28 protein-coding genes and 2 tRNA genes are annotated in these 25473 nt (G+C 54.7%); 15 read left to right on the forward strand and 15 right to left on the reverse strand.

Annotation, left to right across the window (positions count from 1 at the left end):
* Positions 1–45: 45 nt before the first annotated feature.
* Complete coding sequence (gene grxD / locus HV157_RS03345; protein ID WP_003832760.1) at positions 46–393, reverse strand: monothiol glutaredoxin 4; 348 nt, start codon at positions 391–393, stop codon at positions 46–48.
* Positions 394–732: 339 nt separating this feature from the next.
* On the opposite strand from grxD, the gene HV157_RS03350 reads away from it, so the two are divergent.
* Together HV157_RS03350 and sodB are read left to right on the forward strand one after the other, a co-directional pair.
* Positions 733–1506 (forward strand): C40 family peptidase, encoded by a 774-nt coding sequence (locus HV157_RS03350; RefSeq protein WP_014169773.1) that lies wholly within the window; start codon positions 733–735, stop codon positions 1504–1506.
* 122 nt (positions 1507–1628) lie between these two features.
* Positions 1629–2210 carry a superoxide dismutase [Fe] gene (gene sodB / locus HV157_RS03355; protein WP_020884341.1) on the forward strand — a complete coding sequence of 194 codons (582 nt, stop codon included), beginning with the start codon at positions 1629–1631 and terminating at the stop codon, positions 2208–2210.
* A gap of 38 nt (positions 2211–2248) precedes the next feature.
* Here the strand turns inward: sodB and HV157_RS03360 are convergent, their stop codons facing one another.
* Positions 2249–3415: an MFS transporter gene (locus HV157_RS03360; RefSeq protein WP_014169771.1), complete on the reverse strand. Its 1167-nt coding sequence runs from the start codon at positions 3413–3415 to the stop codon at positions 2249–2251.
* Positions 3416–3578: 163 nt separating this feature from the next.
* A complete protein-coding gene (locus HV157_RS03365; RefSeq protein WP_032670423.1) occupies positions 3579–3668 on the reverse strand; it encodes a YnhF family membrane protein in 90 nt (29 codons plus the stop codon).
* A gap of 297 nt (positions 3669–3965) precedes the next feature.
* Here HV157_RS03365 and purR point away from each other — a divergent pair, with 297 nt between their 5' ends.
* On the forward strand, positions 3966–4991 hold the full coding sequence (purR, locus tag HV157_RS03370) for an HTH-type transcriptional repressor PurR (RefSeq protein ID WP_010430302.1): 1026 nt from the start codon (positions 3966–3968) through the stop codon (positions 4989–4991).
* Between the two features lie 16 nt (positions 4992–5007).
* Here the strand turns inward: purR and punR are convergent, their stop codons facing one another.
* Positions 5008–5919: a DNA-binding transcriptional activator PunR gene (gene punR / locus HV157_RS03375; RefSeq protein ID WP_044857172.1), complete on the reverse strand. Its 912-nt coding sequence runs from the start codon at positions 5917–5919 to the stop codon at positions 5008–5010.
* Between the two features lie 115 nt (positions 5920–6034).
* On the opposite strand from punR, the gene punC reads away from it, so the two are divergent.
* Together punC and cfa are read left to right on the forward strand one after the other, a co-directional pair.
* Positions 6035–7234 (forward strand): purine nucleoside transporter PunC, encoded by a 1200-nt coding sequence (gene punC / locus HV157_RS03380; protein WP_014169767.1) that lies wholly within the window; start codon positions 6035–6037, stop codon positions 7232–7234.
* 299 nt (positions 7235–7533) lie between these two features.
* A complete protein-coding gene (gene cfa / locus HV157_RS03385; protein WP_014169766.1) occupies positions 7534–8682 on the forward strand; it encodes a cyclopropane fatty acyl phospholipid synthase in 1149 nt (382 codons plus the stop codon).
* A gap of 28 nt (positions 8683–8710) precedes the next feature.
* On the opposite strand, the gene HV157_RS03390 is transcribed toward cfa, so the two are convergent.
* On the reverse strand, positions 8711–9352 hold the full coding sequence (locus HV157_RS03390; protein ID WP_020884345.1) for a riboflavin synthase: 642 nt from the start codon (positions 9350–9352) through the stop codon (positions 8711–8713).
* Positions 9353–9577: 225 nt separating this feature from the next.
* Here HV157_RS03390 and mdtK point away from each other — a divergent pair, with 225 nt between their 5' ends.
* The 4 genes from mdtK (at position 9578) to HV157_RS03410 (ending at position 12976) form a co-directional block, all read left to right on the forward strand.
* Complete coding sequence (mdtK, locus tag HV157_RS03395; protein ID WP_014169764.1) at positions 9578–10951, forward strand: MdtK family multidrug efflux MATE transporter; 1374 nt, start codon at positions 9578–9580, stop codon at positions 10949–10951.
* 153 nt (positions 10952–11104) lie between these two features.
* Positions 11105–11181, forward strand: a tRNA-Val gene (locus tag HV157_RS03400).
* Between the two features lie 4 nt (positions 11182–11185).
* Positions 11186–11262, forward strand: a tRNA-Val gene (locus tag HV157_RS03405).
* A gap of 118 nt (positions 11263–11380) precedes the next feature.
* Positions 11381–12976 (forward strand): FAD-NAD(P)-binding protein, encoded by a 1596-nt coding sequence (locus HV157_RS03410; RefSeq protein WP_182268506.1) that lies wholly within the window; start codon positions 11381–11383, stop codon positions 12974–12976.
* 28 nt (positions 12977–13004) lie between these two features.
* Here HV157_RS03410 and HV157_RS03415 read toward each other — a convergent pair whose 3' ends face one another.
* Positions 13005–13640 (reverse strand): carbonic anhydrase, encoded by a 636-nt coding sequence (locus HV157_RS03415; protein WP_014169762.1) that lies wholly within the window; start codon positions 13638–13640, stop codon positions 13005–13007.
* A 72-nt stretch (positions 13641–13712) separates the two neighbouring features.
* Positions 13713–14495 carry an MBL fold metallo-hydrolase gene (locus HV157_RS03420; RefSeq protein WP_182268505.1) on the reverse strand — a complete coding sequence of 261 codons (783 nt, stop codon included), beginning with the start codon at positions 14493–14495 and terminating at the stop codon, positions 13713–13715.
* A 125-nt stretch (positions 14496–14620) separates the two neighbouring features.
* Between HV157_RS03420 and HV157_RS03425 the strand changes: the two genes are divergently transcribed.
* Positions 14621–14761, forward strand: a complete 141-nt coding sequence (locus HV157_RS03425) for a hypothetical protein (RefSeq protein ID WP_020884349.1) — start codon at positions 14621–14623, stop codon at positions 14759–14761.
* A gap of 35 nt (positions 14762–14796) precedes the next feature.
* Here the strand turns inward: HV157_RS03425 and HV157_RS03430 are convergent, their stop codons facing one another.
* The 4 genes from HV157_RS03430 to HV157_RS03445 form a co-directional block, all read right to left on the reverse strand.
* Positions 14797–15276 (reverse strand): heme-binding protein, encoded by a 480-nt coding sequence (locus tag HV157_RS03430; RefSeq protein WP_020884350.1) that lies wholly within the window; start codon positions 15274–15276, stop codon positions 14797–14799.
* A gap of 89 nt (positions 15277–15365) precedes the next feature.
* The gene (locus HV157_RS03435; RefSeq protein WP_182268504.1) at positions 15366–15977 is read right to left on the reverse strand and encodes a LuxR C-terminal-related transcriptional regulator; all 612 of its coding nucleotides are present in this window, start codon (positions 15975–15977) and stop codon (positions 15366–15368) included.
* A complete protein-coding gene (locus tag HV157_RS03440; RefSeq protein WP_182268503.1) occupies positions 15970–17295 on the reverse strand; it encodes an ATP-binding protein in 1326 nt (441 codons plus the stop codon). The genes HV157_RS03435 and HV157_RS03440 overlap by 8 nt, the downstream gene beginning before the upstream one ends.
* Before the next feature lie 107 nt (positions 17296–17402).
* Positions 17403–17570, reverse strand: a complete 168-nt coding sequence (locus tag HV157_RS03445; RefSeq protein ID WP_014169756.1) for a hypothetical protein — start codon at positions 17568–17570, stop codon at positions 17403–17405.
* A gap of 244 nt (positions 17571–17814) precedes the next feature.
* Here HV157_RS03445 and HV157_RS03450 point away from each other — a divergent pair, with 244 nt between their 5' ends.
* The 4 genes from HV157_RS03450 to HV157_RS03465 are packed head-to-tail and all read left to right on the forward strand — an operon-like array spanning position 17815 to position 20878.
* Positions 17815–18645, forward strand: coding sequence for an ABC transporter substrate-binding protein (locus HV157_RS03450; RefSeq protein WP_049022388.1), 831 nt, complete (start codon positions 17815–17817; stop codon positions 18643–18645).
* A gap of 1 nt (position 18646) precedes the next feature.
* Positions 18647–19462: an amino acid ABC transporter ATP-binding protein gene (locus HV157_RS03455; RefSeq protein ID WP_014169754.1), complete on the forward strand. Its 816-nt coding sequence runs from the start codon at positions 18647–18649 to the stop codon at positions 19460–19462.
* Positions 19462–20208, forward strand: coding sequence for an amino acid ABC transporter permease (locus HV157_RS03460; RefSeq protein WP_182268502.1), 747 nt, complete (start codon positions 19462–19464; stop codon positions 20206–20208). Before HV157_RS03455 ends, HV157_RS03460 begins: the two co-directional genes overlap by 1 nt.
* Positions 20192–20878, forward strand: coding sequence for an ABC transporter permease subunit (locus tag HV157_RS03465; protein ID WP_182268501.1), 687 nt, complete (start codon positions 20192–20194; stop codon positions 20876–20878). Before HV157_RS03460 ends, HV157_RS03465 begins: the two co-directional genes overlap by 17 nt.
* Here the strand turns inward: HV157_RS03465 and fumD are convergent.
* From fumD to HV157_RS03485, 4 genes are all read right to left on the reverse strand, one after another.
* Positions 20859–21068, reverse strand: coding sequence for a fumarate hydratase FumD (gene fumD, locus HV157_RS03470; RefSeq protein WP_014831602.1), 210 nt, complete (start codon positions 21066–21068; stop codon positions 20859–20861). The two genes, HV157_RS03465 and fumD, sit on opposite strands and share 20 nt — an antisense overlap.
* Before the next feature lie 108 nt (positions 21069–21176).
* Entirely contained in the window at positions 21177–21989 is an 813-nt protein-coding gene (locus HV157_RS03475) for a MetQ/NlpA family ABC transporter substrate-binding protein (RefSeq protein WP_014169750.1), read from the reverse strand.
* A gap of 28 nt (positions 21990–22017) precedes the next feature.
* Entirely contained in the window at positions 22018–22686 is a 669-nt protein-coding gene (locus tag HV157_RS03480) for a methionine ABC transporter permease (RefSeq protein WP_025204366.1), read from the reverse strand.
* Positions 22679–23701 carry an ATP-binding cassette domain-containing protein gene (locus HV157_RS03485; protein WP_020884357.1) on the reverse strand — a complete coding sequence of 341 codons (1023 nt, stop codon included), beginning with the start codon at positions 23699–23701 and terminating at the stop codon, positions 22679–22681. Before HV157_RS03485 ends, HV157_RS03480 begins: the two co-directional genes overlap by 8 nt.
* 399 nt (positions 23702–24100) lie before the next feature.
* On the opposite strand from HV157_RS03485, the gene HV157_RS03490 reads away from it, so the two are divergent.
* Entirely contained in the window at positions 24101–25471 is a 1371-nt protein-coding gene (locus HV157_RS03490; RefSeq protein WP_182268500.1) for a pyridoxal-phosphate dependent enzyme, read from the forward strand.
* The last annotated feature ends 2 nt before the right edge of the window (positions 25472–25473 follow it).

Consider the following 25473-nt stretch of genomic DNA (forward strand, 5'->3'; position numbering starts at 1 on the left):
AAAAAAGCGACCTCATGAGGTCGCTTTTTTGTCTTCGCAGATAACTTACTCCGCGTCTGGCTCTTCCGTTTTGTACTTCGCAGCCGTTTCTTTGATCAGCTGCTGCAGTTCACCGCGCTGATACATTTCGATCAGGATATCGCAACCGCCGACCAGCTCACCGTCTACCCACAGCTGTGGGAACGTCGGCCAGTTAGCGTATTTAGGCAGCTCAGCGCGGATGTCCGGGTTCTGCAGGATATCAACGTAAGCAAAACGCTCACCACAGGCAGACAGCGCCTGAACCGCTTGCGCGGAGAAGCCACAGCTTGGCAGCTTCGGAGAACCTTTCATATACAGCAGAATCGGGTTTTCAGCGATCTGGCGCTGGATTTTTTCAATAGTGGTGCTCATGTCTTGCTTCCTTTAACTTCTGTTACGGCATTCGTCTGTCATTGTAGCGGTTCAGACTGCCATCGGAAAATAACATTTTTGTCACGTCTTTCTTATTTTACCGCGAGTGATGAAAAGTTGCATTGCAAATGGTGTTTAACCCTGCGGCACTCAGGGTTTTGTTTAGGGAGTGAACAATAGTGCGACAGATTGATGAATTTTTTTGCACTTGCTAACGAAACAGGATTGTAGATTGAAAAATGCTATTAACTTATCGGGTTTTTATAGATTAGAATCGACGGGCTTTGTAAATCATTCGCGGGTATTATTGATGACCTGCATTTATCAGGGGACTGCCCAGTGGCGCGGATAAATAAAATCTCGATCACGCTCTGTGCTTTACTGTTTACAACACTCACTTTCACGCCAGTGGCGAACGCCTCTCAACAGGCGCGGCACTCTGCTGTACAAAAAACGCATCTGGCCAAAACCACAGACCGTAAGAAAAAAACCACCAGCAAGAACGACAAGAAAAAGACCACCACCCAGACTAAAAAGACCGCCTCCAGCAAGACGAAAACAAAACCTTCCCGCACTGCCCACGCAACCAAAAGCAAAGCCTCGCAAACTGCAGCTAATCTCGTGACGGAAAAATGCATCCCCCGCAAAGGTCATAAAGCGAAATGCACGAAGGTCACGAAAATAGCGGAAGTGCATAAGGTTCGCGTACAGAAAGCGCAAAAAACGGCGTTGAACAAACTGATGGGGCAGATTGGCAAACCCTATCGCTGGGGCGGCAGCTCACCGCGTACCGGTTTCGACTGCAGCGGCCTCGTCTATTACGCCTATAAAGATCTGGTGAAGTTCCGAATTCCACGTACCGCCAATGAGATGTATCACCTGCGCGACGCGTCACCGGTCAACCGCGGTGAACTGGAGAATGGCGATCTCGTCTTCTTCCGCACTCAGGGGCGCGGCACGGCTGACCACGTTGGCGTATATGTAGGCAACGGGAAATTTATCCAGTCCCCACGTAGCGGCCAGGACATCCAGATAACCTCTCTCAGTGAAGACTACTGGGTACGTCACTATGTCGGCGCACGCCGCGTGATGACGCCAAAAACCATTCGCTAACCCCTGCCCTGCCACAGCCGTGGCAGGGTAAGTTCCTCTTTTGCATACCCTTTCAATTTGCTATTCTGTCCCTGTTGTCTGTGTGGTTATTGGCAACATAAAAAACAATAAGGAGAGAAGCAATGTCGTTCGAATTACCTGCACTACCATATGCAAAAGACGCCCTGGCCCCGCACATTTCTGCGGAAACCCTGGAGTATCACTACGGCAAACATCACCAGACGTACGTCACCAATCTGAACAACCTGATCAAGGGCACCGATTTTGAAGGCAAAACGCTGGAAGAGATCGTCCGCAGTTCAGAGGGCGGTGTCTTTAACAATGCCGCTCAGGTGTGGAACCACACCTTCTACTGGCACTGCCTGGCACCGAATGCAGGCGGCGAACCTACGGGTGAACTGGCTGGCGCGATTAACGCGGCATTTGGCAGCTTTGCTGATTTTAAAGCGAAGTTTACGGATGCTGCAGTCAAGAACTTCGGTTCTGGCTGGACGTGGCTGGTGAAAGACGCGGATGGCAAACTGGCTATCGTTTCCACCTCGAACGCGGGTACGCCACTGACCACCAGCGCAACGCCGCTGATGACCGTGGACGTCTGGGAACACGCTTACTACATTGATTACCGTAACGCGCGTCCGAACTACCTGGAGCACTTCTGGGCACTGGTTAACTGGGCGTTTGTGGCGAAGAACTTCGCCGCGTAAGAGACACGCAGAAGGGGTTGCCCTTCTGCGTTTTTTAATTATTCAGCAGCGCACGCTGCTTCCGGCTGTTTACGGCCAGACATCATCACTAACAGCAGGCCGAGCGCGGCAATTATCGCCCCCATCACCGGCACAAAGCTGTATCCCAGGCCACCAGAAATGACGGCTCCACCGGCAGCGGCTCCAAGCGCATTGCCAAGGTTAAACGCGCCAATATTGACCGACGACGAGAGACCCGGTGCCTCATGGGCAACGCGCATCACGCGCATCTGCAGCGGCGGAACCACGGCAAAGGTCGCAGCCCCCCAGACAACCATCGCCATCGCCGCCCCGACCTCATTACGCGCCAGCCATGGAATGGCGATCATGATGACAATCAGCAGCGTTAAAAAGCCTTTCAGCGTCCCGCTCACGGAACGATCGGCGAATTTCCCGCCGAGATAGTTGCCTATAGAGAACCCGACACCAATCAGCACCAGCATCGCGGTCACAAAGAGAGGCGTCGCGTGGGTGATATCGTGCAACACCGGTGAAATATAGGTGTACAGGGTAAACATGGCGCCCGCCCCCAGTACGGTGGTCAACAGCGCGGAGAGCACCTGCGGGCGCATCAGTACCGACAGCTCTTTGCGGACGTCAGGACGTTCACCAGCGCTGCCTTTCGGCAAGGAGAAGTACAACGCCACCATGGCGATAACACCCAGCACGGCCGTCGCCAGGAACGACATGCGCCAGCCGATCGCCTCACCCAGCCAGGTTGCGGCAGGTACACCGCCAATGTTGGCAATCGTCAGACCCATAAACATGGTTGCCACGGCACTCGCCTGCTTGTGTTTTGGCACCACGCTTGCGGCCACAACCGATCCCAGCCCAAAGAACGCGCCGTGGTTAAGACTGGTCAGAATGCGGGACAACATCAGGGTGGTGTAATCCGGAGCAATCGCGGAGAGCACGTTGCCCAGCGTAAATATCGCCATCAGGAAAATCAGCGCATTGCGGCGCGCGCGGTGTGAAAGCAGAAGCGTCATGAGCGGTGCCCCCACCATCACGCCAATGGCGTAGGCGCTGATGAGCATCCCGGCCGCCGGGATAGAAACATCCACGCCCCGGGCGATAACAGGCAGTAACCCCATCGGGGAGAATTCAGTGGTGCCAATCCCAAAAGCGCCAATCGCCAGGGCAAGCAGGGGAAAATTGATTTTCATGCGTCAACTCCGGATGCCGTGTCATGTCGTGACACAGAACAAAGAAGCCGAAAGCATGACATCAATCACAAAAAATGAGAAGTTAACAAATTGGCAAAAGATTTTTGCCGCAGGCGTAACAATCAGGAAAACTGAGAGGGAGAGAGCTCTCCCTCCGTGTAAATCAATGCAATGCAGCCGTCAGACCCGCCGCAACAATCAGAGCCAGTACAATAACGGTGGTCACCAGCGAAAACTTCAGATCGTAGCTCATCAATTTTTCTCCTTTTAATCTCCCCACGAAAAGTGAGCCTGCTCATTTTTACACAGTTTAGTTCAAAAATCTTCCTGGATTTAAACTGATAACCACTTTAGCTCTTCCCCTTTTCATCAAGATAGGACAAAATTCCACGCTAAATTTATTAGCGTACCGGCCATTGACCCCCTCCTGACGTCCTGTGTCGTTTTCCCGGCGTGCCGCAATTCAAGATTGCGTGATAAGGGTGAGAGAAGGCAAACGTTTACCTTCAAGTTTTTCAGGAGTTTAGGATATGGTCTGGAGTGACATTTAATGGCAACAATTAAAGACGTAGCAAAACGCGCAAACGTTTCCACTACAACCGTATCACATGTAATTAACAAAACCCGCTTTGTGGCGGAAGAGACGCGCAACGCCGTCTGGGCGGCAATCAAAGAATTACACTATTCACCGAGTGCGGTGGCGCGCAGCCTCAAAGTTAATCACACCAAATCCATTGGTTTGCTGGCTACCAGCAGTGAAGCGGCCTATTTTGCCGAGATCATTGAAGCGGTCGAGAAAAACTGCTTCCAGAAAGGCTATACCCTGATTCTGGGCAACGCGTGGAACAGCATTGAAAAACAGCGCGCTTATCTCTCCATGATGGCACAAAAGCGTGTGGATGGCCTGCTGGTGATGTGTTCAGAGTATCCGGAGTCCGTGCTTTCCATGCTGGAAGAGTACCGCCATATTCCTATGGTGGTCATGGACTGGGGCGAAGCACGTGCAGACTTCACCGACTCCGTCATCGATAACGCGTTTGAAGGCGGCTATATGGCAGGCCGTTATCTGATTGAACGCGGTCACCGTGAGATTGGTGTGATCCCGGGTCCACTGGAGCGCAACACCGGAGCCGGGCGTCTGGCCGGGTTTATGAAAGCGATGGAAGAGGCGCTGATTACCGTGCCGGAAAACTGGATCGTGCAGGGTGACTTTGAACCGGAATCCGGTTACCGCGCAATGCAGCAGATTGTCTCCCAGCCGCATCGCCCGACAGCCGTTTTCTGTGGCGGTGACATTATGGCGATGGGTGCTCTCTGTGCCGCCGATGAACTGGGTTTGCGCGTGCCGCAGGACATTTCCGTGATCGGGTATGACAACGTGCGCAACGCGCGCTTCTTTACCCCGGCGCTGACCACCATCCACCAGCCAAAAGACTCGCTGGGTGAAACGGCCTTCAATATGCTGATGGACAGGATCGTCAACAAGCGTGAAGAGTCTCAGTCTATTGAAGTTCACCCGCGTCTTATCGAACGCCGTTCCGTTGCGGATGGCCCGTTCCGCGACTATCGTCGTTAATCTTTTACGGGGCCAGTTATACTGGCTCCCGTAGCCATTCCCGGTTAAGCGTCTCACTGTCTCCCAGGTAATCCAGCAGCCAGGCCATTGCGGGCGACACATCATTTTGTTGCCAGGTGAGGCAACAGGCCGCATCCGGAAAAGGATTTTCCAGCGTCAGTTCAACCCATTCACCGGTGTCGATTCGGGGCCGTGCAAAATGGCCAGGGACCATGGCAACGCACAGCCCTGCGCTGAGGCATGTTGCTGAGGATTCCCAGTCCGGCGCAACCACCCGTCGCTGGTTATCCAGCAGCCAGGTAATGCGTTTGGGCAACGAACGCGAGGTATCTTCCAGCACCAGCGAGGGCCAGTTACGGAGCGTTTCGTCGCTGAGCGGCCCGTCCATGGCCGCCAGCGGATGATCGCTTGCCACCACACATTTCCAGCTGAGCATGCCCATGTCGCGAAAGGCAAAGCGTCCCCCAACCGGGATCGCCTGCGTGGCACCGATCGCCATCTCTGCCCTGCCATCCGCCAGCGCATCCCAGACGCCGTTAAACACTTCCTGGGATACCCGCAATTCGACATCCGAGAAATGGCGATAGAAATCGACAATCATCTGCCGGGTACGTTCCGGTTTTACGATGTTATCCACGGCAATGGAAAGATGTCCTCGCCAGCCGTTAGCGATCTGCTGACACTGTTCGCGGGTGATCTGCATTTTTTTGATAACAGAACGCCCTTCTTTCAAAAACCATGCCCCGGCGGGCGTTAATTCCACATCACGGTGACGCCGTTCAAACAGCGGAACGGCCAGCCATTCTTCAAGCTGACGCACCGTATAGCTGATTGCCGAGGGGACGCGGTGCAACTCCTGCGCTGCACCGCTAAAGCTGCCGTTGCGTGCAACAGCATCGACCACTTCAAGAGAATAATCTGACCACATTTTCTGCCTGCAAAAATTTTGAATGCACTCGCCAAATATTAGCGTTTCACAAGCTGCTTTGCACTCCCTACACTCTGCGCAAACATAGACCTGCCTCCCTCAGGAGAAAAAAACAATGCAACCCAGGAAAGGATTTTTAGTCTGGCTCGGTGGTTTAAGCGTGCTGGGCTTTTTAGCCACTGATATGTACCTGCCCGCCTTCGCCGCAATGCAGGAAGATTTACAGACCCCGGCGGCAGCCATCAGCGCCAGCCTGAGCTTATTCCTCGCGGGCTTTGCCTTCGCGCAGCTGCTCTGGGGGCCTCTCTCTGACCGCTTTGGCCGTAAACCGGTGCTGTTGCTGGGGCTGGCTATCTTTGCCGTCGGCTGTCTGGGAATGTTATGGGTACGCGATGCAACCTGGCTGCTGGTACTGCGCTTCGTGCAGGCCGTTGGCGTCTGTGCTGCCGCGGTGACCTGGCAGGCGCTGGTCACCGACTACTATCCGGCCAACCGTACAAACCGCATTTTCGCCACCATTATGCCGCTGGTAGGGCTTTCGCCTGCCCTCGCCCCGCTGCTCGGGAGCTGGATCCTGGCGCATTTCGACTGGCAGGCCATTTTCGCTACGCTGTTTGCCATCACGCTGGTCCTGATGATCCCGGCATTCACACTCAAAGCGGCACATAAGAAAGAGACGCCTGCTGACACAACACCGGTGACCTTCACCTCTCTGCTGAGCACCAAAGCGTACCGCGGTAATGTCCTGATTTATGCCGCCTGCTCGGCGAGTTTCTTCGCGTGGCTGACCGGTTCGCCGTTCATTCTTCACGATATGGGTTACAGCCCGGCCGCCATCGGTCTGAGCTATGTCCCGCAGACCATCGCGTTTCTGGTCGGGGGCTATGGCTGTCGCGCGGCGCTGCAAAAATGGGAAGGTCAGCAGATGCTGCCCTGGCTGCTGGTACTCTACGCGCTGAGCGTGATCGCCACCTGGGCTGTGGGCTTTATCCCGGGCGCCGGTCTGGCAGAAATTCTGATTCCATTCTGCGTGATGGCCGTGGCGAACGGTGCGATTTACCCTATCGTCGTAGCCCAGGCGTTACGTCCGTTCCCACAGGCAACAGGTCGTGCGGCCGCGCTTCAGAATACCCTGCAGCTGGGTCTGTGCTTCCTGGCAAGCCTGGTGGTCTCTGCGCTGATTGCCACGCCGCTCCTGACCACCACCAGCGTCATGCTGGTTACGGTTGCGCTGGCCCTTCTGGGATACCGTATGCAGTCTGCGGCACAACGTGAGCAGGATGACCGCGCAGAGGTGAAAACCTCGCATGCATAATCGCGCCAGAAATTATGTTAAATATCAGTGATTAGGTTGCTAAGAATTTTCTATTGAATCACCAAATTTTGAGGCCTATACTAAATTTGGTTCGATTAAATACGATAAATATTATGTGTTAACGGGAGCCGGAGCGCTCCCGTTTTACCATGGAAGGCATTTCGGCAAGGGTTATCTCCCTTCCTCTGTTCTACGTCGGATACTAGCCTCACGGGGAAATACCGTGAGATTTCTCACAAACCATAAAAAGCGTCTACGCTGTTTGAAGGTTCTGATCACAGTAAGGTGATGGAGAAGCTATGAGTTCATCGTGTATAGAAGAAGTCAGCGTTCCGGACGATAACTGGTCCCGGATCGTCAGTGAACTGTTAGGTCGTGCAGGCATCACTATTAATGGATCTTCGCCATCCGATCCACAGGTTAAGCATCCCGACTTTTTTAAACGCGTATTGCGGGAGGGATCGTTAGGCCTGGGGGAAAGTTATATGGACGGCTGGTGGGAGTGTGAACGGCTGGATATGTTTTTCTCCAGCGTTTTACGCGCCGGTCTGGAAAACCAGCTCCCCCGCAATCTGAAAGATACATTACGTGTCGCCTCCGCCCGGCTGTTTAATCTGCAAAGCAAAAAACGGGCGTGGATCGTCGGCAAGGAGCATTACGACCTCGGTAATGACCTGTTCAGCCGCATGCTCGATCCTTTCATGCAATATTCCTGCGCCTACTGGAAAGAGGCCTCAACCCTTGAAGAAGCACAACAGGCTAAGCTACGTCTGATTTGTGAAAAACTGCAGCTACAGCCGGGCATGCGTGTGCTGGATATCGGCTGTGGATGGGGTGGTCTGGCCTATTTTATGGCGAAGCATTATGGTGCCAGCGTGGTCGGTGTGACCATTTCAGCTGAACAGCAAAAAATGGCACGGGAGCGCTGCCAGGGCCTTGATGTGGATATTCGCCTTCAGGATTATCGCGACCTGAACGAGCAGTTTGATCGCATAGTCTCCGTCGGCATGTTCGAACACGTGGGGCCGAAAAACTATGACACCTACTTCAGCGTGGTGGACCGTAACTTGAAACCTGACGGCATCTTCCTGCTGCACACCATTGGTTCTAAGCGCACCGACAATAACGTCGATCCGTGGATCAACAAATACATCTTTCCGAATGGCTGTTTGCCGTCCGTTCGCCAGATTGCTAACGCCAGTGAACCTCATTTCATTATGGAAGACTGGCATAACTTTGGCGCGGATTATGACACCACGTTGATGGCATGGCATTCACGTTTCCAGGAAGCCTGGCCAGAAATTGCGGACAACTATTCTGAACGGTTTAAACGGATGTTCAGCTATTATCTCAATGCCTGCGCAGGCGCCTTTCGCGCGCGTGATATTCAACTTTGGCAGGTTGTTTTCAGCCGAGGGATAGAACACGGTTTGCGGGTCGCACGCTAAAAAAAACCCCGGAAATCCGGGGTTCATTTTATTCTTCTTCTGCGGTCTTTATTATTGCGGCTTCTTTTGCCGCCAACAGCCGCTCAACGGTATCCACAACCGCCTGAGTCTGCGGATCGATTTCGATATTAACCCGATGCCCCAGTTTTTTCGCCCCCAGGGTTGTACGCTGGAGAGTTTCAGGAATTAAATGCACGCAGAAACGGGTCGGCGTCACTTCCCCAACCGTCAGGCTAATCCCATCAATACCAATAAATCCTTTATACAGGATGTATTTCATTAATGAAGGATCCTGCACTTTAAACCAGATTTGACGGTTATTTTCCGAGGTGACAATCTTCGCCACTTCCGCGGTGGTCATAATATGGCCTGACATCAGATGGCCGCCAATCTCATCGCTGAACCTGGCCGCACGCTCTACGTTTACGGTATCCCCTACCACCAGCTCGCCCAGGTTGGTGATGCGCAGCGTCTCTTTCATTAAATCAAAGCTAATCTGGTTCCCGTTAATTTCGGTTACCGTCAGGCAACAGCCGTTATGTGCAATCGAGGCGCCAGTTTCAATGCCATCAAGCATATATTCCGGAAGCTCAACCACATGAGTTCGGAAATTAGGTTTTTCATCAATGGACACCACTTTGGCGGTGCCCTGCACAATACCAGTAAACATGCTTACAACTCCTGTTTTTTCCGGACGGTGGTGACACCGTTTAATCCCACCACAATAACAGTTGGAAAAACAGGTTGCCAGCGGAGCGCATTTTGTGGCGATTTTTTCACTAGATAAATAGCTAAACCCCGCTACAATAGCTGGCACCCCCCTGCATTTTCTTCTTGCTGCCAGTTACGGCGGCCTTTTTAGTCTCTCAAATAACTAGAATATAAAGGTGTTCACGTGCAGAAGTACATGAATGAAGCGCGCCAGTTATTGGCACTGGCTATACCAGTGATCATCGCGCAAGTGGCCCAGACCGCAATGGGATTTGTGGATACGGTAATGGCGGGTGGCTACAGCGCCACCGATATGGCCGCCGTGGCAATAGGCACCTCGATCTGGCTTCCGGCCATCCTGTTTGGCCACGGCCTGCTGCTCGCCCTCACCCCGGTTATCGCTCAGCTAAATGGCTCAGGGCGACGTGAACGTATTGCCCATCAGGTTCGACAGGGGTTCTGGCTGGCAGGGTTTGTCTCCGTGCTGATAATGGTTGTGCTGTGGAATGCCGGTCATATCATCCGCGCCATGCATAATATTGACCCGGCTCTGGCTGACAAAGCCGTCGGCTACCTGCGGGCCCTGCTGTGGGGTGCGCCTGGCTATCTGTTCTTCCAGGTCGCGCGTAACCAGTGTGAAGGTCTGGCGAAAACCAAGCCCGGAATGGTGATGGGCTTTATCGGCTTGCTGGTGAATATTCCGGTGAACTACATCTTCATCTATGGTCACTTCGGTATGCCGGAGCTCGGCGGCGTCGGCTGCGGCGTGGCGACGGCTGCCGTCTATTGGGTGATGTTCTTCAGTATGATCTCTTATGTGAAACGTGCCCGTTCAATGCGCGATATCCGCAATGAACGTTCGTTCAGCACGCCGGACTGGAACATCATGACGCGTCTGGTGCAGTTAGGCCTGCCGATTGCACTGGCGCTGTTCTTTGAAGTGACGCTGTTTGCCGTGGTCGCCCTGCTGGTTTCTCCGCTCGGCATTGTGAACGTAGCCGGTCACCAGATTGCGCTGAACTTCAGTTCCCTGATGTTCGTATTGCCGATGTCGCTGGCCGCAGCGGTGACCATTCGCGTGGGCTTTCGTCTGGGGCAAGGTTCGACGCTGGATGCGCAAACGGCGGCCCGCACAGGGCTTGGCGTCGGTGTCTGTATGGCCATCTGTACGGCACTGTTTACCATCACGCTGCGTGAGCAAATTGCCCTGCTTTACAACGATAACCCGGAAGTGGTGGCCCTGGCCTCCCACCTGATGCTGCTAGCCGCGGTGTACCAGATCTCCGACTCCATACAGGTGATTGGCAGCGGCGTACTGCGTGGGTATAAAGATACGCGTTCGATCTTCTTTATCACCTTCATCGCTTACTGGGTGCTGGGTCTGCCGTGTGGTTATATCCTGGCGCTTACCGACCTGGTGGTTGACCGCATGGGGCCGGCAGGATTCTGGATGGGCTTTATCATCGGCTTAACCTCTGCGGCAATTATGATGATGCTGCGCATGCGCTTCCTGCAACGCCAGTCATCCTCGGTAATATTGCAACGCGCTGCACGTTAAATACGCAGTAGCCGCCAGCTGGCGGCTACTTTCTCTTCACTTTGCGCGGTAATAAAGCAATCGCGTGAAATCAGAGAGAAAAATGCATTTTCCCTCTTGCCTCAACGATGCTGTGCCGCTAATATTCGTCCCCGTTGTCACCGACAACACGTTGCGTTCATAGCTCAGTTGGTTAGAGCACCACCTTGACATGGTGGGGGTCGTTGGTTCGAGTCCAATTGAACGCACCATTCTGCGTCCGTAGCTCAGTTGGTTAGAGCACCACCTTGACATGGTGGGGGTCGGTGGTTCGAGTCCACTCGGACGCACCATTTCAGTCCTGAAATGGTGCAAATCCTCTTCTTAATGCCTGATTTTTCTTAATACCCCAATTTCATCATTATTCTCCTGCTACGCTTTTCTTATGGAAAAAAAACAGGAAGACTGTCGATGAAGAAAATCGCCATTATCGGCTCCGGCCCTACAGGGATTTACACCTTTTATTCTCTTCTTAAGAACGCGTCGCCGCTCTCTGTCTCCGTTTTTGAACAGGCAGACGAAGCTGGCGTGGGAATGCCCTACAACGACGACGATAACTCTCGCCTGATGCTGGCCAACATTGCCAGCATTGAAATCCCGCCCCTTTTTATGACCTACCTCGACTGGCTTAAGCGCCAGAGTGAAGCCCATCTGGCGCGCTTTAAGGTTGATAAAGCCACCTTGCATGACAGACAGTTTTTGCCCCGTATTCTGCTGGGCGAGCATTTTCGCGACAGTTTCCAGACGATAGTCCAGGAAGCTAAGAGGCGGGGATTTCAGGTTGAGATCCACACGTCTGCCACTGTCACCGATGTTGCCCCGTCCTCCTCCGGCGTGACGCTTTCGGTCAATGACACGCCGTTTCCGGAACGATTCGATCTCGCCGTGATCGCCACCGGGCATGTCTGGCCAGAAGAAGAGGAAGCCACTCGCGCGTATTTCCCAAGCCCGTGGTCAGGGTTGATGGATGCCCGCATCCGCCCCTGCCGCGTCGGTATTATGGGAACATCCTTAAGCGGGCTGGACGCGGCGATGGCCGTGGTCATGCAGCACGGTGAGTTTCGCGACGGCACATTCCTCCTCGATAAAGGAAGTGAAGCGTTAAAAATTGTACTCATGTCCAGGACCGGGATTCTGCCAGAGGCCGATTTTTACTGCCCTATTCCGTACGAACCGCTGTCGGTATTAACCGAATCGGTACTCGAAGCCGAAATCGCCAAAGGATCAGACGGTCTGCTTGACCGCATTTTCGCCCTGATGGTGAAAGAGCTTGAACTCGCCGACCCGGCCTGGTGTGAAAAAATATCGCTGCGCATGCAGACGGCGGACAGCCTTCGCGAAGCGTGGTTTGAGGATCGAAAACAGCACGGTCCGTTTACCTGGGCTGAAGAGAACCTGAATGAGGTCGAGCGGAACAAACGTGACCGGCGCACGGTGGCCTGGCGCTACACCGTGCTTCGGCTGCATGAAGTGGTCCAGGAGATGGTTCCTCATCTTACCGAAAAGGACGCTGAACGCTTTAAAAACGGGCTGGCACGCGTCTTTATCGACAACTATGCCGCCATTCCCCCGCAGTCCATTCGCAGGCTTCTCGCGCTTCGTGAGGCCGGCATCATTAGTGTTGTGGCGCTGGGTGATGATTACACGCTGGATATTGGCAGCGCGCAGACGGTCATCGCCACTAAAGAGACGGCCTACCGTTTCGACGTCTTTATTGATGCCCGCGGGCAAAAGCCGCTTAAAACAAAAGATCTGCCCTTCCCGACGCTGCGCAAGCAGCTACAGGCGACGGGCGATGAGATCCCGGATATTGGCGAGGATTACACGTTAAAAGCGCCGGAAACGCTTCGCGGACGCATTGCATTTGGCGCAATCCCGTGGCTGATGCACGATCACCCTTTTGTTCAGGGACTGGCGGAATGTGCGGAGATAGCAGAGGCGATGGCAAAAGCCGCAGAGAAAACCGCATCGGGTTCAAGACGGAAATTACCGTACAGTGATGACTGACAGGGCATCCGTGCCCTGCAACGCGGGATTACTCGAAGTAAACCTGCGGGTTATCGGATAAAGAGACAAAGGTTTTCGTCTCTTTATCCAGTGCAAGGATTTTGCCGCTTTCAATGTCATACACCCAGCCGTGAAGACGGATGGCGTTGTTGCGCAGGCCCACCGCCACTGACGGGTGAGTCTTAATGTTGCTCAGCTGCGCAAACACGTTTTCCTGCACCATCGCATTCACTTTATCGATTGGCTTATCCCAGGTTTTCTTCTCAACCACCGCTTTTGCCGCATCGGAATAGCGTAACCAGTGAGAAACCGCCGGCATAGGTTCGAGGTCCGCATTGTCGGCAATGGCTTTCATCGCCCCACAGTTGGAGTGGCCGCAGATAACAATATCGGTCACGCCCAGCGCAACAACCGCGTATTCAATCGTTGCGGAGACACCGCCTGGCTCAGGGCCGAACGGTGGCACGATGTTGCCAGCATTACGAATGACAAAGAGTTGTCCTGGCTCTTGCTGAGTGACCAGTTCTGGGACCAGACGGCTGTCAGAGCATGAGATGAACAGCGCTTTGGGATTCTGGCTGGACGCTAAACTGCGGAAGAGCTCTTTACGTTGCGGGAAAATCTCTTTTTGAAAGCTGAGAAAACCTTCAATGATATGTTGCATAGCAATTTCTCTTTTATCTGTTTTAGTTTAGGTATGATCGGGATCACACAAGTAAAGTTTACCCACCGGACTTTACTTCAGACAAGCAATATATTTCTGACCCGACCGCTGCACAATCTCATCCGCATTCGCCAGGATATTTTGCCCTTCAAAAGCGCCGTACAGGCGAGCGAATTTTTTCCCCACCAGCCGCCCGGTCACCTCTTCGACGCTGCGGGCGGGCAACGGCAGCATATTCGGATAGCTCCACATAAACGAGACGGCATCTTTGCCCGGCGTGACCTGTAGAATATCGCCTGCCAGCAAGACACCATCACCCTCCTGCCAGTGCAGCACCGTTCCGCCGGCGAAATGTCCTCCGAGGCGTAATAACGTTACCGCAGGGAAAATGTCCAGCGTATCGCCCTGCCAGAAGTGGAGCATCGGACTGTCGCGCATAACCCACTCGCGATCGTTCGCGTGCAGGTAAACCGGCGCATCGAAAGCCCCGGCCCACTCCTGCATTGTGGTGTAGTAGTGAGGATGTGAAATCGCGATCGCGCTGATGCCGCCGAGCGCCGTGATGATGGTTCTGGTTGCCGGGTCGAGATTCGCAATGCAATCCCAAAGGATATTGCCGTGGGGGGTACGCAGAAGCAGCGCGCGCTGGTTGATGGCAAAAGCGGGCACCGTTTTGATACTGAGCAGCCGCGGCTCAAGCTGCTGCCATTTATTGCTGTGTGTGGCCGTCACCGTCGCAAAATCACTCCACGCCTGGCCGCTGGCCGGAACATACTGGCGTTCATCCTCGCACACAGGGCATCGCACCGGCGTTGCGTCATAAGAAGTACCGCAGGTTTTACACAGTGTAATCATGAGCTCTCCTCAGCGATAAAGCACTGAGTATGGCAGGGATTATCGTTATGTGCTGCGCGGTACATTGCCGGCTCTTTTTGCCCTATACTGTGCCAGTATCAAAAACCGAACAAAGCAGGTGCCATATGGAAATTGATCTCGAAAACTTGGTCTTTAACGGGCTGGATGAAGCTGAAGAGCGTAACGCGGAACGTCTCGACGACGCTGATAAAAAAGCGCAGTCGATTATCGCCGATGACGACTGCGGTGATGCCTGCAAGATCTGATGATAAAGCACCGGAAAACCCGGTGCTTTTTTATATTATTTCTTCAGCCCGTCAATCGCCGCCTGCGCGCACGCTTCATCCAGATGACCACCCGGCGCACCGCCGATCCCTATTGCGCCGATCACCTCATCCCCCTCTTTCACCGGCAGACCACCGGCCAGCAGCAGGAAGCCCGGAATATCACGCATGTTTTGTGCGCCGGCATTGCTCTGCGCGGCTTCCATAACCTTGCCTGACGCATTTTTTGCACTCAGCGCGGTATAGGCTTTCATTTCGCTGGCTTTTACCGTGTGTGGCCCGGCATTGTCGGTACGCTGCACCGCTTTGACCACACCGGCGCGGTCCACCACGGTGACCGTCACCTGGTAGTTTTTCGCTACGCAGGCCTGAATGGCGGAGGTCGCCAGCGCGTTGGCCTGCGCCAGGGAGAGATTTTTCTGGTTCAATGCGTCGGCCTGTGCCGTCAGGCTTACGCTACCGGCGACAAGCGCGGCTGCCATCATTACTTTTTTCATCGCACGTCCTCGAATGATTGAATACCGTTCGATCGTACTCAGACGCGCGATGAAGCGTAATTCGGTTGATTACGCAATTATCCTGGTAGTTATACGGATTGTAATTTGTCGTAATCGCGGATTGCCTGCACCAGGCTGGTCACGCCAAGCTTGGCGAACGCCGCGGCCCGGTGCGCTTCAACCGTCCTGGGCGAGAGGTTCAACTGCAGGGCCACCTCTTTATTGCTGCGTCCTTCCATCAGCACCGCCAGCACCTCGTGCTCACGCGCCGTCAGTTGTTCGAAACGCGCTTTAATCCGCGACGTTTCCTGCCAGCGGGTCAGTCGTTTCTGGCTCTCTTCGAAGGCGAGCCCCACCGTTTCAATGAGCTTATCGGCATCCAGCGGCTTGATGAAAAACTCAAAGACGCCATTGCGAAAGGCGCGGCGGCAGGCATCAACGGTACCGTGTCCGGTCATGACGATAACCGGCAACAGCGGCCAGGGCCATTTGCCCTCCTCCAGCCAGGTCAGCCCGCCTTTTCCCGGCATGCGCATATCCAGCAGCAGACAGCCGACGAGCGCCGCCCGCCCACCGTGCGCTGACGTAAACGCGTCCACGCTTTCAAACCCATTGACCTGCCAGCCCATTCCCGAGAGTAAGAAGGCCAGCGACTCACGGATGGATTCATCGTCATCAATCAGCCAGACTGTGTTATCCACGCGTATTTACCTCTCCACTCGCCAGTTGTAACCGGACCTGCGCCCCGCCCTGGGGCGCATTGCCCAGCGTGATTGATCCATTCATGCGCGTCATCAACGACTCCGTTAACGTCATTCCCAGCCCTATTCCCTCCGTCCGCCCGCTGTAAAACGGCATAAAGGCGTTCTGCAAGGCCTCCGGGCTAAAGCCAGGTCCGCCATCGGTGAGGGTGATATAAATCCAGTTTTCCCGTTTCTCGCTGGTTATTTTCACCCACCCTTGCGCGCACTCTTGCTGGGCCTGAATGGCATTACTGAGCAGATTATGCAGCACCTGTTCAAGCCAGAGGCGGTCTGCCAGAACCCGCGTGGCACCTGCCGCGAACGCATGGCTCACCGCGATATGCTCAGAGCGGCGTTCATGTTCAAGGAGATCGACCACCTGCTGCCAGCACGGTTTCAGGTCGATGTCGCGCAAGGTGACTTTTTCCTGAACCACATGTTCGCGAAAGCGGGTTAAGAGCGCGCTGATACGCTGGGTTTGTACCAGCGCGGCAGCCAGCGCCTGCGATACGGCCTGCGGATTCGCCTGCTGTTGCTGACGCTGAGCACCCTGGATCCAGGTCTGAACGGCAGTCAGCGGCTGGTTAATCTCATGCACGATCCCAGCGGTGATCTCTCCCAGGGTGTTGAGCCTTGCATGCTGGTAATAGTGTGCGCGCTGTTCGGCGTGCTGGCGCTGCCGCCGTTGCCAGAGCAGCAGGCTGGCCGCGGCGATAAGCACCGCCCAGCCGAAGAACAGGAACGGATATACCCACCAGGAGACGGCCAGCCAGTGCGGCTTTGCCGTGGCCATAAGGGTAAAAGGTTGTGTGGGTTGCGTGAAGGTCCGCTGCCAGTGCCAGAAAGCCCCGGCAGGGGGCGCGTTATCTGCGTCATTGAAGCGAATGGCAAGTGCATCAAAGGTATGTTGGGTGCTGAGCAGCGGCGCAAGATCGATAAGTACGCGGATCTGACGCCAGGGATTATACAGCCAGTACTGACAATCGCGGGTCGATTCCACACGGGCAGCGTTCAGCGCACGGCCTGAGGTTTTCTCAAGGGCGAGGATGTGCGGGAATTTTTTGCGCAGAGCCGCGAGGTCTTCCTCACCGTTGAGTAACGGCAAAACAGATTCATTTTGCGTCAGCACGGCGCTAAGGGTGGAATAGCGTGTCGAAAACTCACGATCGCGTTCCCAGAACTGGCGGCGGATCTGTTCGGCATAGAGCAAAACGCCGCTGATGAGGCACACCAGCAGCCAGACAATAACCGTGCGCCTGAAAAGAGTGTTATTCATTCCGTTAACGGGTCAGGAGATTCATCCTGCCGACATTAGCAGTTAACCGTTGTCAGAACAAAATTTCGCACAGCTCATTCCAGTACATTTCGCGCGTGCGGCGCAGTTCAGCGTGACGTTTTATCATGGAACCACTCCGGATCAATGTTGGCAACGTCCACGCCATACAGGCTGGCGACAGGCAGTACGGACTCAAGAACACGTTGCGCGCTGTTCTCCGCATTCGCTGGTCGGGTCGCAAAAAACCGCCGTAACGTGTTTATCCACTTTTTCATCGTCTTTCCCCCTTTCGCTTCACTTGACCTAAGTTAAACACCCAACACCCGCACAGGGGAAATACCAAAATCCACTGTCGATGTGCAGGATTTGCAAATAGCCCTCCATTCTTTTACTCGCCATTAACACCTTGTTCACTAATGCTTTTTTGCTTATAGCAAAGAACGATTTCTTATTTGGCGAGAGCTTTCGCTTATGGGAGCGTAACGGGGTAAAACAAAAACAACGGGATGAACAATCACTATGGCAGCAAACACGAAAGGGTTTAAAAAAAGGACACTGGTGCTGGGCTTACTGGCGGCAGGCGGTCTGTTCTCAATGCAGGTGCAGGCCGATCAACTGGCGGATATTAAAGCCGCAGGCGTGGTCAAAGTTGCCACCTTTGATGCTAATCCGCCGTTTGGCTCCATCGATGCAAAGACCCATGAGATTGTCGGCTACGACGTCGATTTCGCCAGAGCGCTTGCCAGTGCACTTGGCGTGAAGCTTGAACTGGTCGCCACCAACCCGGCTAACCGCATTCCCCTCCTGCAGTCCGGTAAGGCGGATTTGATTGTGGCAGATATCACCATTACCCCGGAACGGGCGCAGGTGGTTGATTTCTCCCTTCCCTATTTCGTGACCGGCCAGCAGTTCCTGGTACCGGTAAAAGCTGCCGATACGCTTGATGCCTATAGCCGGGCGCGCATTGGCGCGGTAAAAGGCACAACGGGTGAACAGGCGCTGCACCAGCGTTTCCCGCACGCCCGCGTGCTCTCTTATGACGATATTCCGCTGGCGCTGACGGCCCTGCGCAACGGTAACGTGCAGGCTATCACTCAGGACAGTACGATTCTGGCCGGTCTGCTGGCGCAGGCGCCGGACAAGGCGAACTTCAAAATACTGCCCGATCTGCTCAGCAAAGAAGAGATTGGCGTGGGGGTAAAAAAAGGCGAAACCGCTCTGCTGAAAGCCGTCAACGACGAGCTTGTTAACCTTGAGAAGAACGGTCAGGCGGCAAAAATCTATGACGTCTGGTTCGGTCCGGATACCCCCTCCCCACAGCCTCGTGCCTTTAAAATAGAAGCTCAGTAATATGCTCTCAGCGCTTTTTTCACACTCCGCGGCCGGTGCCGCGGATTTTTCACATCTGGAACATGCCAGCGTCGAGTTTCGCGATGTGCAGAAACATTACGGTAACCATCAGGTCTTAAAGGGCATTAACCTCACCATCACGCCAGGTGAAGTGGTGGCCATTCTCGGACCTTCGGGTTCCGGTAAATCTACCCTGATCCGGCTTATCAATCAGCTTGAAACCCTGAGCGGTGGCGAGATCCTGATCGATAACAAGCCCACCGGACGGCTCTCCGGTACCGCGCTGCGTCAGTTGCGCAGCCGCGTCGGGTTTGTGTTTCAGCAGTTCAATCTTTACGCCCACCTCACCGCCAGTCAAAACATCACGCTGGCGCTGGAGCATGTTCACGGCTGGAAGGCCCAGCCAGCTCAGGCGCGGGCGCTGGCACTGCTGGAAAAGGTGGGGATGCTGGAAAAAGCACACCATTTCCCTGCCGAACTTTCCGGCGGTCAGCAACAGCGCGTGGCGATTGCCCGCGCGCTGGCCTCTTCACCGCAAATCATTTTGTTCGATGAGCCGACCTCCGCGCTTGACCCGGAGATGATTGGCGAAGTGCTGTTCGTGATGAAGGCGCTTGCGCACAGCGGGATCACCATGATTGTGGTGACGCATGAGATGCAATTTGCCCGGGAAATTGCCGACCGGATTGTGTTTATCGACGCCGGGCACGTTCTTGAAACCGCGCCACCGGAGCAATTTTTCAGGCAACCGTCGCACCCACGCGCTCAGCGATTCCTGCAAAAAGTCCTGAACCCGCTGCATCAGGAGCATCTCTAATGCCCGCACTTGACTGGCAGGGCGTGCTGACCGGACAGCCCCTGCAGTGGATCGTATCCGGATTTCTCACCACCCTGTGGGTGACGCTCGCGGGGATGCTGCTGGCAACCCTGCTCGCGCTGCTTTTTCTGCTTCTTCGCCTGACGGGTGGACGCGTCGGGAACGCGGTCGTCAGTAGCTGGGTGTCGCTGTTTCGCAATACGCCGCTGCTGGTGCAACTGCTGTTCTGGTATTTTGCCGCCTGGAACGGGTTACCGCAGGCGTTCCGGGATGCCGTGAATGCGGATCACCGCTGGTCCGTTTTGCCCGGTGACGTCTGGTGGTTTACCCCCGAGTTTTTATGTTCTGCATGGGGGTTAGGCGTATTCACCTCGGCTTTCTTGATTGAGGAAGTGGCATCGGGACTACGTTCAGTCCCTGCCGGGCAACGGGAAGCGGCGCTCGCACAAGGATTTTCCGCGTGGCGCTTGTTTCGTTACATCCTTCTGCCGCAGGGGCTGGCCAACGCCTGGCAACCCGTTGTCGGGCAGTATCTCAATCTGATGAAACTCTCATCGCTCGCCAGCGGCATTGGCTTTGCCGAACTGACCTATCAGGTGAGACAGATTGAAAGCTACAACGCCCATGCGCTGGAGGCGTTTACCGTCGGCACCGTCCTGTACCTGCTTACCGGTATGCTGATGGGGGCGGTGCTGGTGCGCCTCAGCCCAATCTCAGGGAGGGGAAACCATGCTTGCCGGACTTAATGTCATTACCGATAACCTGGATTACCTGCTCTGGGGACGTGCGGCAGTTGGTGAGCCTGGCGGGGTCTTGCTCTCATTGCTGATGGCGCTGGGCGCGGCGGCTCTCGCCCTGCCCGGTGGAATTGCTCTCGCGTGCCTGGCCTGGCGTTTTACGGGGCTTGTGCGCAAGGCGCTCTTTGTATGGGCGGAATTAATTCGCGGGATCCCGCTAATCTTTGTGATTTTCTGGATGTGGTATCTGCTGCCGCTCATCACCGGCGGCGATCTCCCGGGGGCGCTCACCGTCACGCTGGCCCTGGCCTGGTTTACCGCGGCCTCGGTTATGCATTCAGTACTGGCCGGACTCAGCGCCTTACCGTCAGGGCAGTACGAGGCCGCCCTGTCTCAGGGTTTCAGTACCCGGCAAACGCTGTCGGGCGTGCTGCTGCCGCAGGCGCTGCGCAATATTCTGCCGTCACTGGTGGGGATTTTTATCAGCCTGCTGAAGGATACGTCGCTGGCGTTTATTGTGAATGTCCCTGAGCTCACCACGGTGGCCGGCCAGGTGAACAACCGGGTGCAAATTTACCCGGCAGCCATTTTTATCTTTACGGGTGTGGTCTATTACCTGCTCTGCTGCGCCCTTGAGCAGCTTGCGAAACGCTGGCGCTTCAACCGGCCAGCGCTTTGACCACGGTTTCCATCGCCTGGGTGGTTAACTCGCTACGTTTTACGCGCTGGTTCGCCAGCGCCGTACGCAGCACCCCCGCAATGACAATATGCTTCGGCTCCTGCCCCAAATCACGCATCTCCAGAACGACCTTCCCGACCACCCGACACATCTCCTGATACAGCGCTTCGTCTTTGGTCACATTACCCATCGTCATCACTCCATTGCCCTAAACTCTCAGCTTAAATGATTCATCGCCCGGATACAAAAAAGAAGCCCGGCGAGAGTCCCGCCGGGCTTCATTCGTAAAATCAATAAATTAGTTGTTTACCGGGATCACTGCGCCTTTGTATTTGGTGCGGATCCAGTCCTGGATCGCTTTGGAGTGCAGAACGTTCACCAGCGCGACGATATCTTTCTTCTTCTCGTCACCACGATGCACGGTAATGATGTTGGCATAAGGGTTATTTTCACCACTCTCTACCGCAATCGGGTCATGTACAGGATCAAGGCCCGCATCAATCGCGTAGTTGGCGTTAATCACGACCGCGTCACCTTCGTCGTTGTTGTACATCTGTGGCAGCAGAGAGGCTTCCACGTTAGGCGTGAACTGCAGTTTTTTCGGGTTTTCCACGATATCGCTGATACGCGCGGTCACTTTGTCGATGCCCGGCTTCAGTTTGATCACCCCCTCTTTTTCGAAGATAGAGAGAATGCGGCCCTCTTCAGATACAGCATCACGCATGATGATTTTACCGCCCTGCGGCAGATCTTTCAGGGATTTGTATTTTTTGGAGTAGATCCCGATTGGCTCGATGTGGATCGCGCCCGCGCTGACAAAATCATAATCCTTATCACCGGCGTGATCTTTCAGCACGCTGTTCAGGTAAGGAATATGCTGGAAATAGTTAGCGTCAATATCATGACCCGCCAGCGCGGTGTTGGGCAGAATGTAGTCCTGGAAAGGTTTGATCTCCAGATCGATACCCTGCTTCGCCAGGATAGGCTTCGCCTGCTCCAGAATTTCGGCGTGCGGCGTGTTGGATGCCCCCACGGTCAGGGTATCAGCCCAGGTGGCAAAGCTCAGGGCGCTCAGGGTTGCTGCGGCGATCAGTGTCAGTGTTTTTTTCATGATGATGGTTCCTGTGTGTTATTAGAGATTATCGTTTATCTAACAGTGAGGTCAGGACGTCGCCGCAGAACTGGATAATGAAAACGATGATCAGAATGGTCACCGTCGCCACCAGCGTGACGTCGCCATGGTTGCGCTGGAATCCTTCCAGATAAGCCAGATTTCCCAAACCGCCTGCGCCAATCACCCCCGCCATGGCGCTGTAACTCACCAGCGCAATCAGCGTTACCGTAATACCTGATACCAGTGCAGGTGATGACTCCGGCAGTAAAACCCGAAACACCAGGGTGCTCAGCCGTGCGCCCATTGAGCGCGTGGCTTCAATAACCCCCTTGTCCACTTCACGCAGGGCAATTTCGACCAGGCGTGCGTAGAACGGTGCCGCACCGACAATCAGAGCCGGCAGCGCCGCGTTGGCGCCAAGAATGGTGCCGACAAGGGTTTTCGTGAACGGGATCAACAGCACAATCAGAATGATGAACGGGATAGAACGAAACACGTTCACCACAATTGAAATCACGCTGTAGACCGCGCGATTGTGGAACAACCCGCCGCGCGCGGTTAAAAACAGCGCCAGGCCAAGGACGATCCCAAGAACAAAGGTTGCCACGCCGGAAAGCGCAGTCATGTACAGCGTTTCCAGCGTCGCCGCCCAGAGTTGCTCCCACTTCAGATGAGGAAAAAGCGTCTCAGCCATGTTTTATTACCTCGCCTTCAATATCGCTGTGCTTCAGGTCGGCGAGGATATTGCTCAGTTGTTCATCCGATGCCACGACATGTACCCAGAGTTGCCCAAATACGCCGTGGGCCGTTTGGGTCATTTTTCCGTGCAGAATGTTAAACGGCAGGCCGTAGCGCAGAGTCAGCTCGCCCACGATCGGCTTATGGGTGCTGTGGCCCGTAAAGGTCAACCTGATGACGCTACCTTCAAGGTCAGCTGCCAGCTCCGTATTAAACGTCTCTTCCTCGGCATACTGGCTCACCTGGCGGACGAACTGCTGAGTGATAGGCTGCTGCGGACGGGTAAAGACGCTCAGCACCTCCCCCTCTTCCACCACTTTGCCGTTCTCCATCACCGCCACGCGGTCGCAAATTTTGCGCACCACGTGCATCTCGTGCGTGATCAGCACAATGGTCAGCCTGAAGCGGCGGTTAATGTCCAGCAGCAGATCGAGGATCTGATCGGTGGTCTGTGGGTCGAGGGCTGACGTGGCTTCATCGCAAAGCAATACGTCGGGGTTATTGGCCAATGCACGCGCAATCCCCACACGCTGTTTTTGCCCGCCGCTCAGCTGCGAGGGATAGGCGTTCTCGCGTCCCTTCAGCCCAACGAGATCGACCAGTTCAGCCACGCGGGCCTTAATGTTGGCTTTTGGCACACCGGCGATTTGCATTGAGAACGCGATATTCTCACTCACCGTGCGCGACCAAAGCAGATTGAAGTGCTGGAAGACCATGCTGATCTTCAGACGCGCCTGGCGCAGTGCTTCGCCCTTTGCGGCAGAAATGTCCTGTCCGTTGATGGTCACACTGCCACGAGTGGGTTTTTCCAGTCCATTCAGCAAACGAATAAGAGTACTTTTACCCGCGCCGCTGTAACCGATAATGCCGTATATCTGCCCCTGCTCTATCGTCAAATTGACGTTATCAACGGCAGTGAGTGCAACCTTCCCGTTGTCAAAAACCTTCGAAATATTGCTGAGTACAATCATTCTTATGTGTAATCCGTCCCGCGCATGGCGGTTTAGCAGTATGGATGTCCAAATGATAGTAAACAGGCGTTATCACCTTTTAAATGAACAAAAAGGAATTTGTTATAACTTGCAGGAATAAATAGCGGTTTTCGCGCCGGCAGGCATTTAGACCAATTTCAGAAATGATTATCTGGCATGTGCATATCAGCGGGTCATCACCTGATGAAAACGGTTAATTTTGCAGCATTTTTGACTGATATAGCCATCCTCACATCCAGAGCACTTTACGTCTTGCTATCCCTCCATCCAAAAACGGCATTTATATTCTTTTCTGTTCTAAAACGGAGTGAAGGATTCTTTAAGGGGTTAATTTCCCCGCCCTATCATCCTGTCATGACCTCCTGAAAGGAAAACACCATGACGATTTACCACTCCGTCACCGAACTGATTGGCCACACCCCGCTTATCCAGCTGCATAAGCTTGATACCGGTCTCTGCTCGTTGTTTCTGAAGCTGGAAAACCAGAACCCGGGCGGTTCGATTAAAGACCGCGTTGCACTGTCGATGATTAACGAAGCGGAGCGCAACGATCAGCTGCAGCCAGGCGGTACCATCATTGAGGCGACGGCGGGAAATACCGGTCTTGGCCTGGCCTTGATCGCCGCGCAGAAAGGCTATTCGCTGATCCTGGTGGTGCCAGACAAAATGAGCCGCGAGAAGATTTTCCACCTGCGGGCACTGGGGGCTCAGGTGGTACTGACCCGCTCCGATGTCAATAAGGGCCACCCTGCCTACTATCAGGATTACGCGCAACGTCTGGCGAATGAACTGCCGGGGGCGTATTACATCGATCAGTTTAATAACGAAGCCAACCCGCTGGCGCACCGCACCACCACCGCGCCTGAACTGTATGAACAGCTTGACGGTAAGATTGACGCCATCGTCGTCGGCGTGGGGTCTGGCGGGACGCTGGGTGGGCTACAGGCGTGGTTCGCTGAGCACTCACCGCAGACTGAATTTGTGCTGGCCGACCCGGCCGGTTCGGTCCTGGCCGATCAGGTAGAAACGGGACGCTATCAGGATGCGGGCTCGTGGCTGGTTGAGGGGATTGGTGAAGACTTTATTCCTCCGCTGGCACACATCGAAGGGGTGAATCGAGCCTGGCGCATCACCGATCGCGAGGCTTTCACCACCGCCCGCGAGCTGCTGAAAACGGAAGGCATCCTGGCAGGCTCCTCCAGCGGCACCCTGCTGGCGGCTGCGCTGAAATATTGCCAGGCACAGACCACCCCGAAACGGGTTGTGACCTTCGCCTGCGACAGTGGCAACAAATATCTCTCAAAGATGTTCAACGATGACTGGATGCGCCAGCAGGGTTTGATCTCCCGGCCGCCGGCTGGCGATCTCTCCGATTACATTGCCCTGCGCCACGATGAAGGCGCAACCGTCACCGCCGCGCCGGATGACACCCTCTCCACCGTACTGGCGCGGATGCGTTTGTATGACATCTCCCAGTTGCCGGTCCTGGAGAACGGTCAGGTCGTGGGCATCATCGACGAGTGGGATCTTCTGCGCCATATCGGTGGCGATGGCGACCGCTTCTCGCTTCCCGTGACCGCGGCAATGACCCGTCAGGTGGAGTTCCTCGATAAAAACGCCCCGGAAAGCGCCCTGAACGCCATTTTCGATCGCGGTCTGGTGGCGGTCATTAATGACAATGACCGCTTCCTGGGCCTGATTACGCGCAGCGATGTTCTTACCGCCTGGCGCAACCGTCTTCAGCAATAAAG

Source organism: Enterobacter sp. RHBSTW-00318 (genome assembly GCF_014101375.1).
GTDB classification, from domain to species: Bacteria; Pseudomonadota; Gammaproteobacteria; order Enterobacterales; family Enterobacteriaceae; genus Enterobacter; species Enterobacter ludwigii.

Bases quoted from the DNA above. Each gene is read 5' to 3' on its own strand.
- HV157_RS03415 (WP_014169762.1), bottom strand. From the start codon at position 13,640: ATGCAACATATCATTGAAGGTTTTCTCAGCTTTCAAAAAGAGATTTTC.
- HV157_RS03425 (WP_020884349.1), top strand. From the start codon at position 14,621: ATGGAAATTGATCTCGAAAACTTGGTCTTTAACGGGCTGGATGAAGCT.
- HV157_RS03390 (WP_020884345.1), bottom strand. From the start codon at position 9,352: ATGTTTACTGGTATTGTGCAGGGCACCGCCAAAGTGGTGTCCATTGAT.
- HV157_RS03455 (WP_014169754.1), top strand. From the start codon at position 18,647: ATGCTCTCAGCGCTTTTTTCACACTCCGCGGCCGGTGCCGCGGATTTT.
- sodB (WP_020884341.1), top strand. From the start codon at position 1,629: ATGTCGTTCGAATTACCTGCACTACCATATGCAAAAGACGCCCTGGCC.
- HV157_RS03480 (WP_025204366.1), bottom strand. From the start codon at position 22,686: ATGGCTGAGACGCTTTTTCCTCATCTGAAGTGGGAGCAACTCTGGGCG.
- punC (WP_014169767.1), top strand. From the start codon at position 6,035: ATGCAACCCAGGAAAGGATTTTTAGTCTGGCTCGGTGGTTTAAGCGTG.
- HV157_RS03445 (WP_014169756.1), bottom strand. From the start codon at position 17,570: ATGAAAAAGTGGATAAACACGTTACGGCGGTTTTTTGCGACCCGACCA.
- punR (WP_044857172.1), bottom strand. From the start codon at position 5,919: ATGTGGTCAGATTATTCTCTTGAAGTGGTCGATGCTGTTGCACGCAAC.
- fumD (WP_014831602.1), bottom strand. From the start codon at position 21,068: ATGGGTAATGTGACCAAAGACGAAGCGCTGTATCAGGAGATGTGTCGG.
- grxD (WP_003832760.1), bottom strand. From the start codon at position 393: ATGAGCACCACTATTGAAAAAATCCAGCGCCAGATCGCTGAAAACCCG.
- HV157_RS03460 (WP_182268502.1), top strand. From the start codon at position 19,462: ATGCCCGCACTTGACTGGCAGGGCGTGCTGACCGGACAGCCCCTGCAG.
- HV157_RS03450 (WP_049022388.1), top strand. From the start codon at position 17,815: ATGGCAGCAAACACGAAAGGGTTTAAAAAAAGGACACTGGTGCTGGGC.
- HV157_RS03490 (WP_182268500.1), top strand. From the start codon at position 24,101: ATGACGATTTACCACTCCGTCACCGAACTGATTGGCCACACCCCGCTT.
- HV157_RS03365 (WP_032670423.1), bottom strand. From the start codon at position 3,668: ATGAGCTACGATCTGAAGTTTTCGCTGGTGACCACCGTTATTGTACTG.
- HV157_RS03410 (WP_182268506.1), top strand. From the start codon at position 11,381: ATGAAGAAAATCGCCATTATCGGCTCCGGCCCTACAGGGATTTACACC.
- HV157_RS03430 (WP_020884350.1), bottom strand. From the start codon at position 15,276: ATGAAAAAAGTAATGATGGCAGCCGCGCTTGTCGCCGGTAGCGTAAGC.
- HV157_RS03420 (WP_182268505.1), bottom strand. From the start codon at position 14,495: ATGATTACACTGTGTAAAACCTGCGGTACTTCTTATGACGCAACGCCG.
- HV157_RS03440 (WP_182268503.1), bottom strand. From the start codon at position 17,295: ATGAATAACACTCTTTTCAGGCGCACGGTTATTGTCTGGCTGCTGGTG.
- HV157_RS03360 (WP_014169771.1), bottom strand. From the start codon at position 3,415: ATGAAAATCAATTTTCCCCTGCTTGCCCTGGCGATTGGCGCTTTTGGG.
- purR (WP_010430302.1), top strand. From the start codon at position 3,966: ATGGCAACAATTAAAGACGTAGCAAAACGCGCAAACGTTTCCACTACA.
- cfa (WP_014169766.1), top strand. From the start codon at position 7,534: ATGAGTTCATCGTGTATAGAAGAAGTCAGCGTTCCGGACGATAACTGG.
- HV157_RS03485 (WP_020884357.1), bottom strand. From the start codon at position 23,701: ATGATTGTACTCAGCAATATTTCGAAGGTTTTTGACAACGGGAAGGTT.
- HV157_RS03475 (WP_014169750.1), bottom strand. From the start codon at position 21,989: ATGAAAAAAACACTGACACTGATCGCCGCAGCAACCCTGAGCGCCCTG.
- HV157_RS03465 (WP_182268501.1), top strand. From the start codon at position 20,192: ATGCTTGCCGGACTTAATGTCATTACCGATAACCTGGATTACCTGCTC.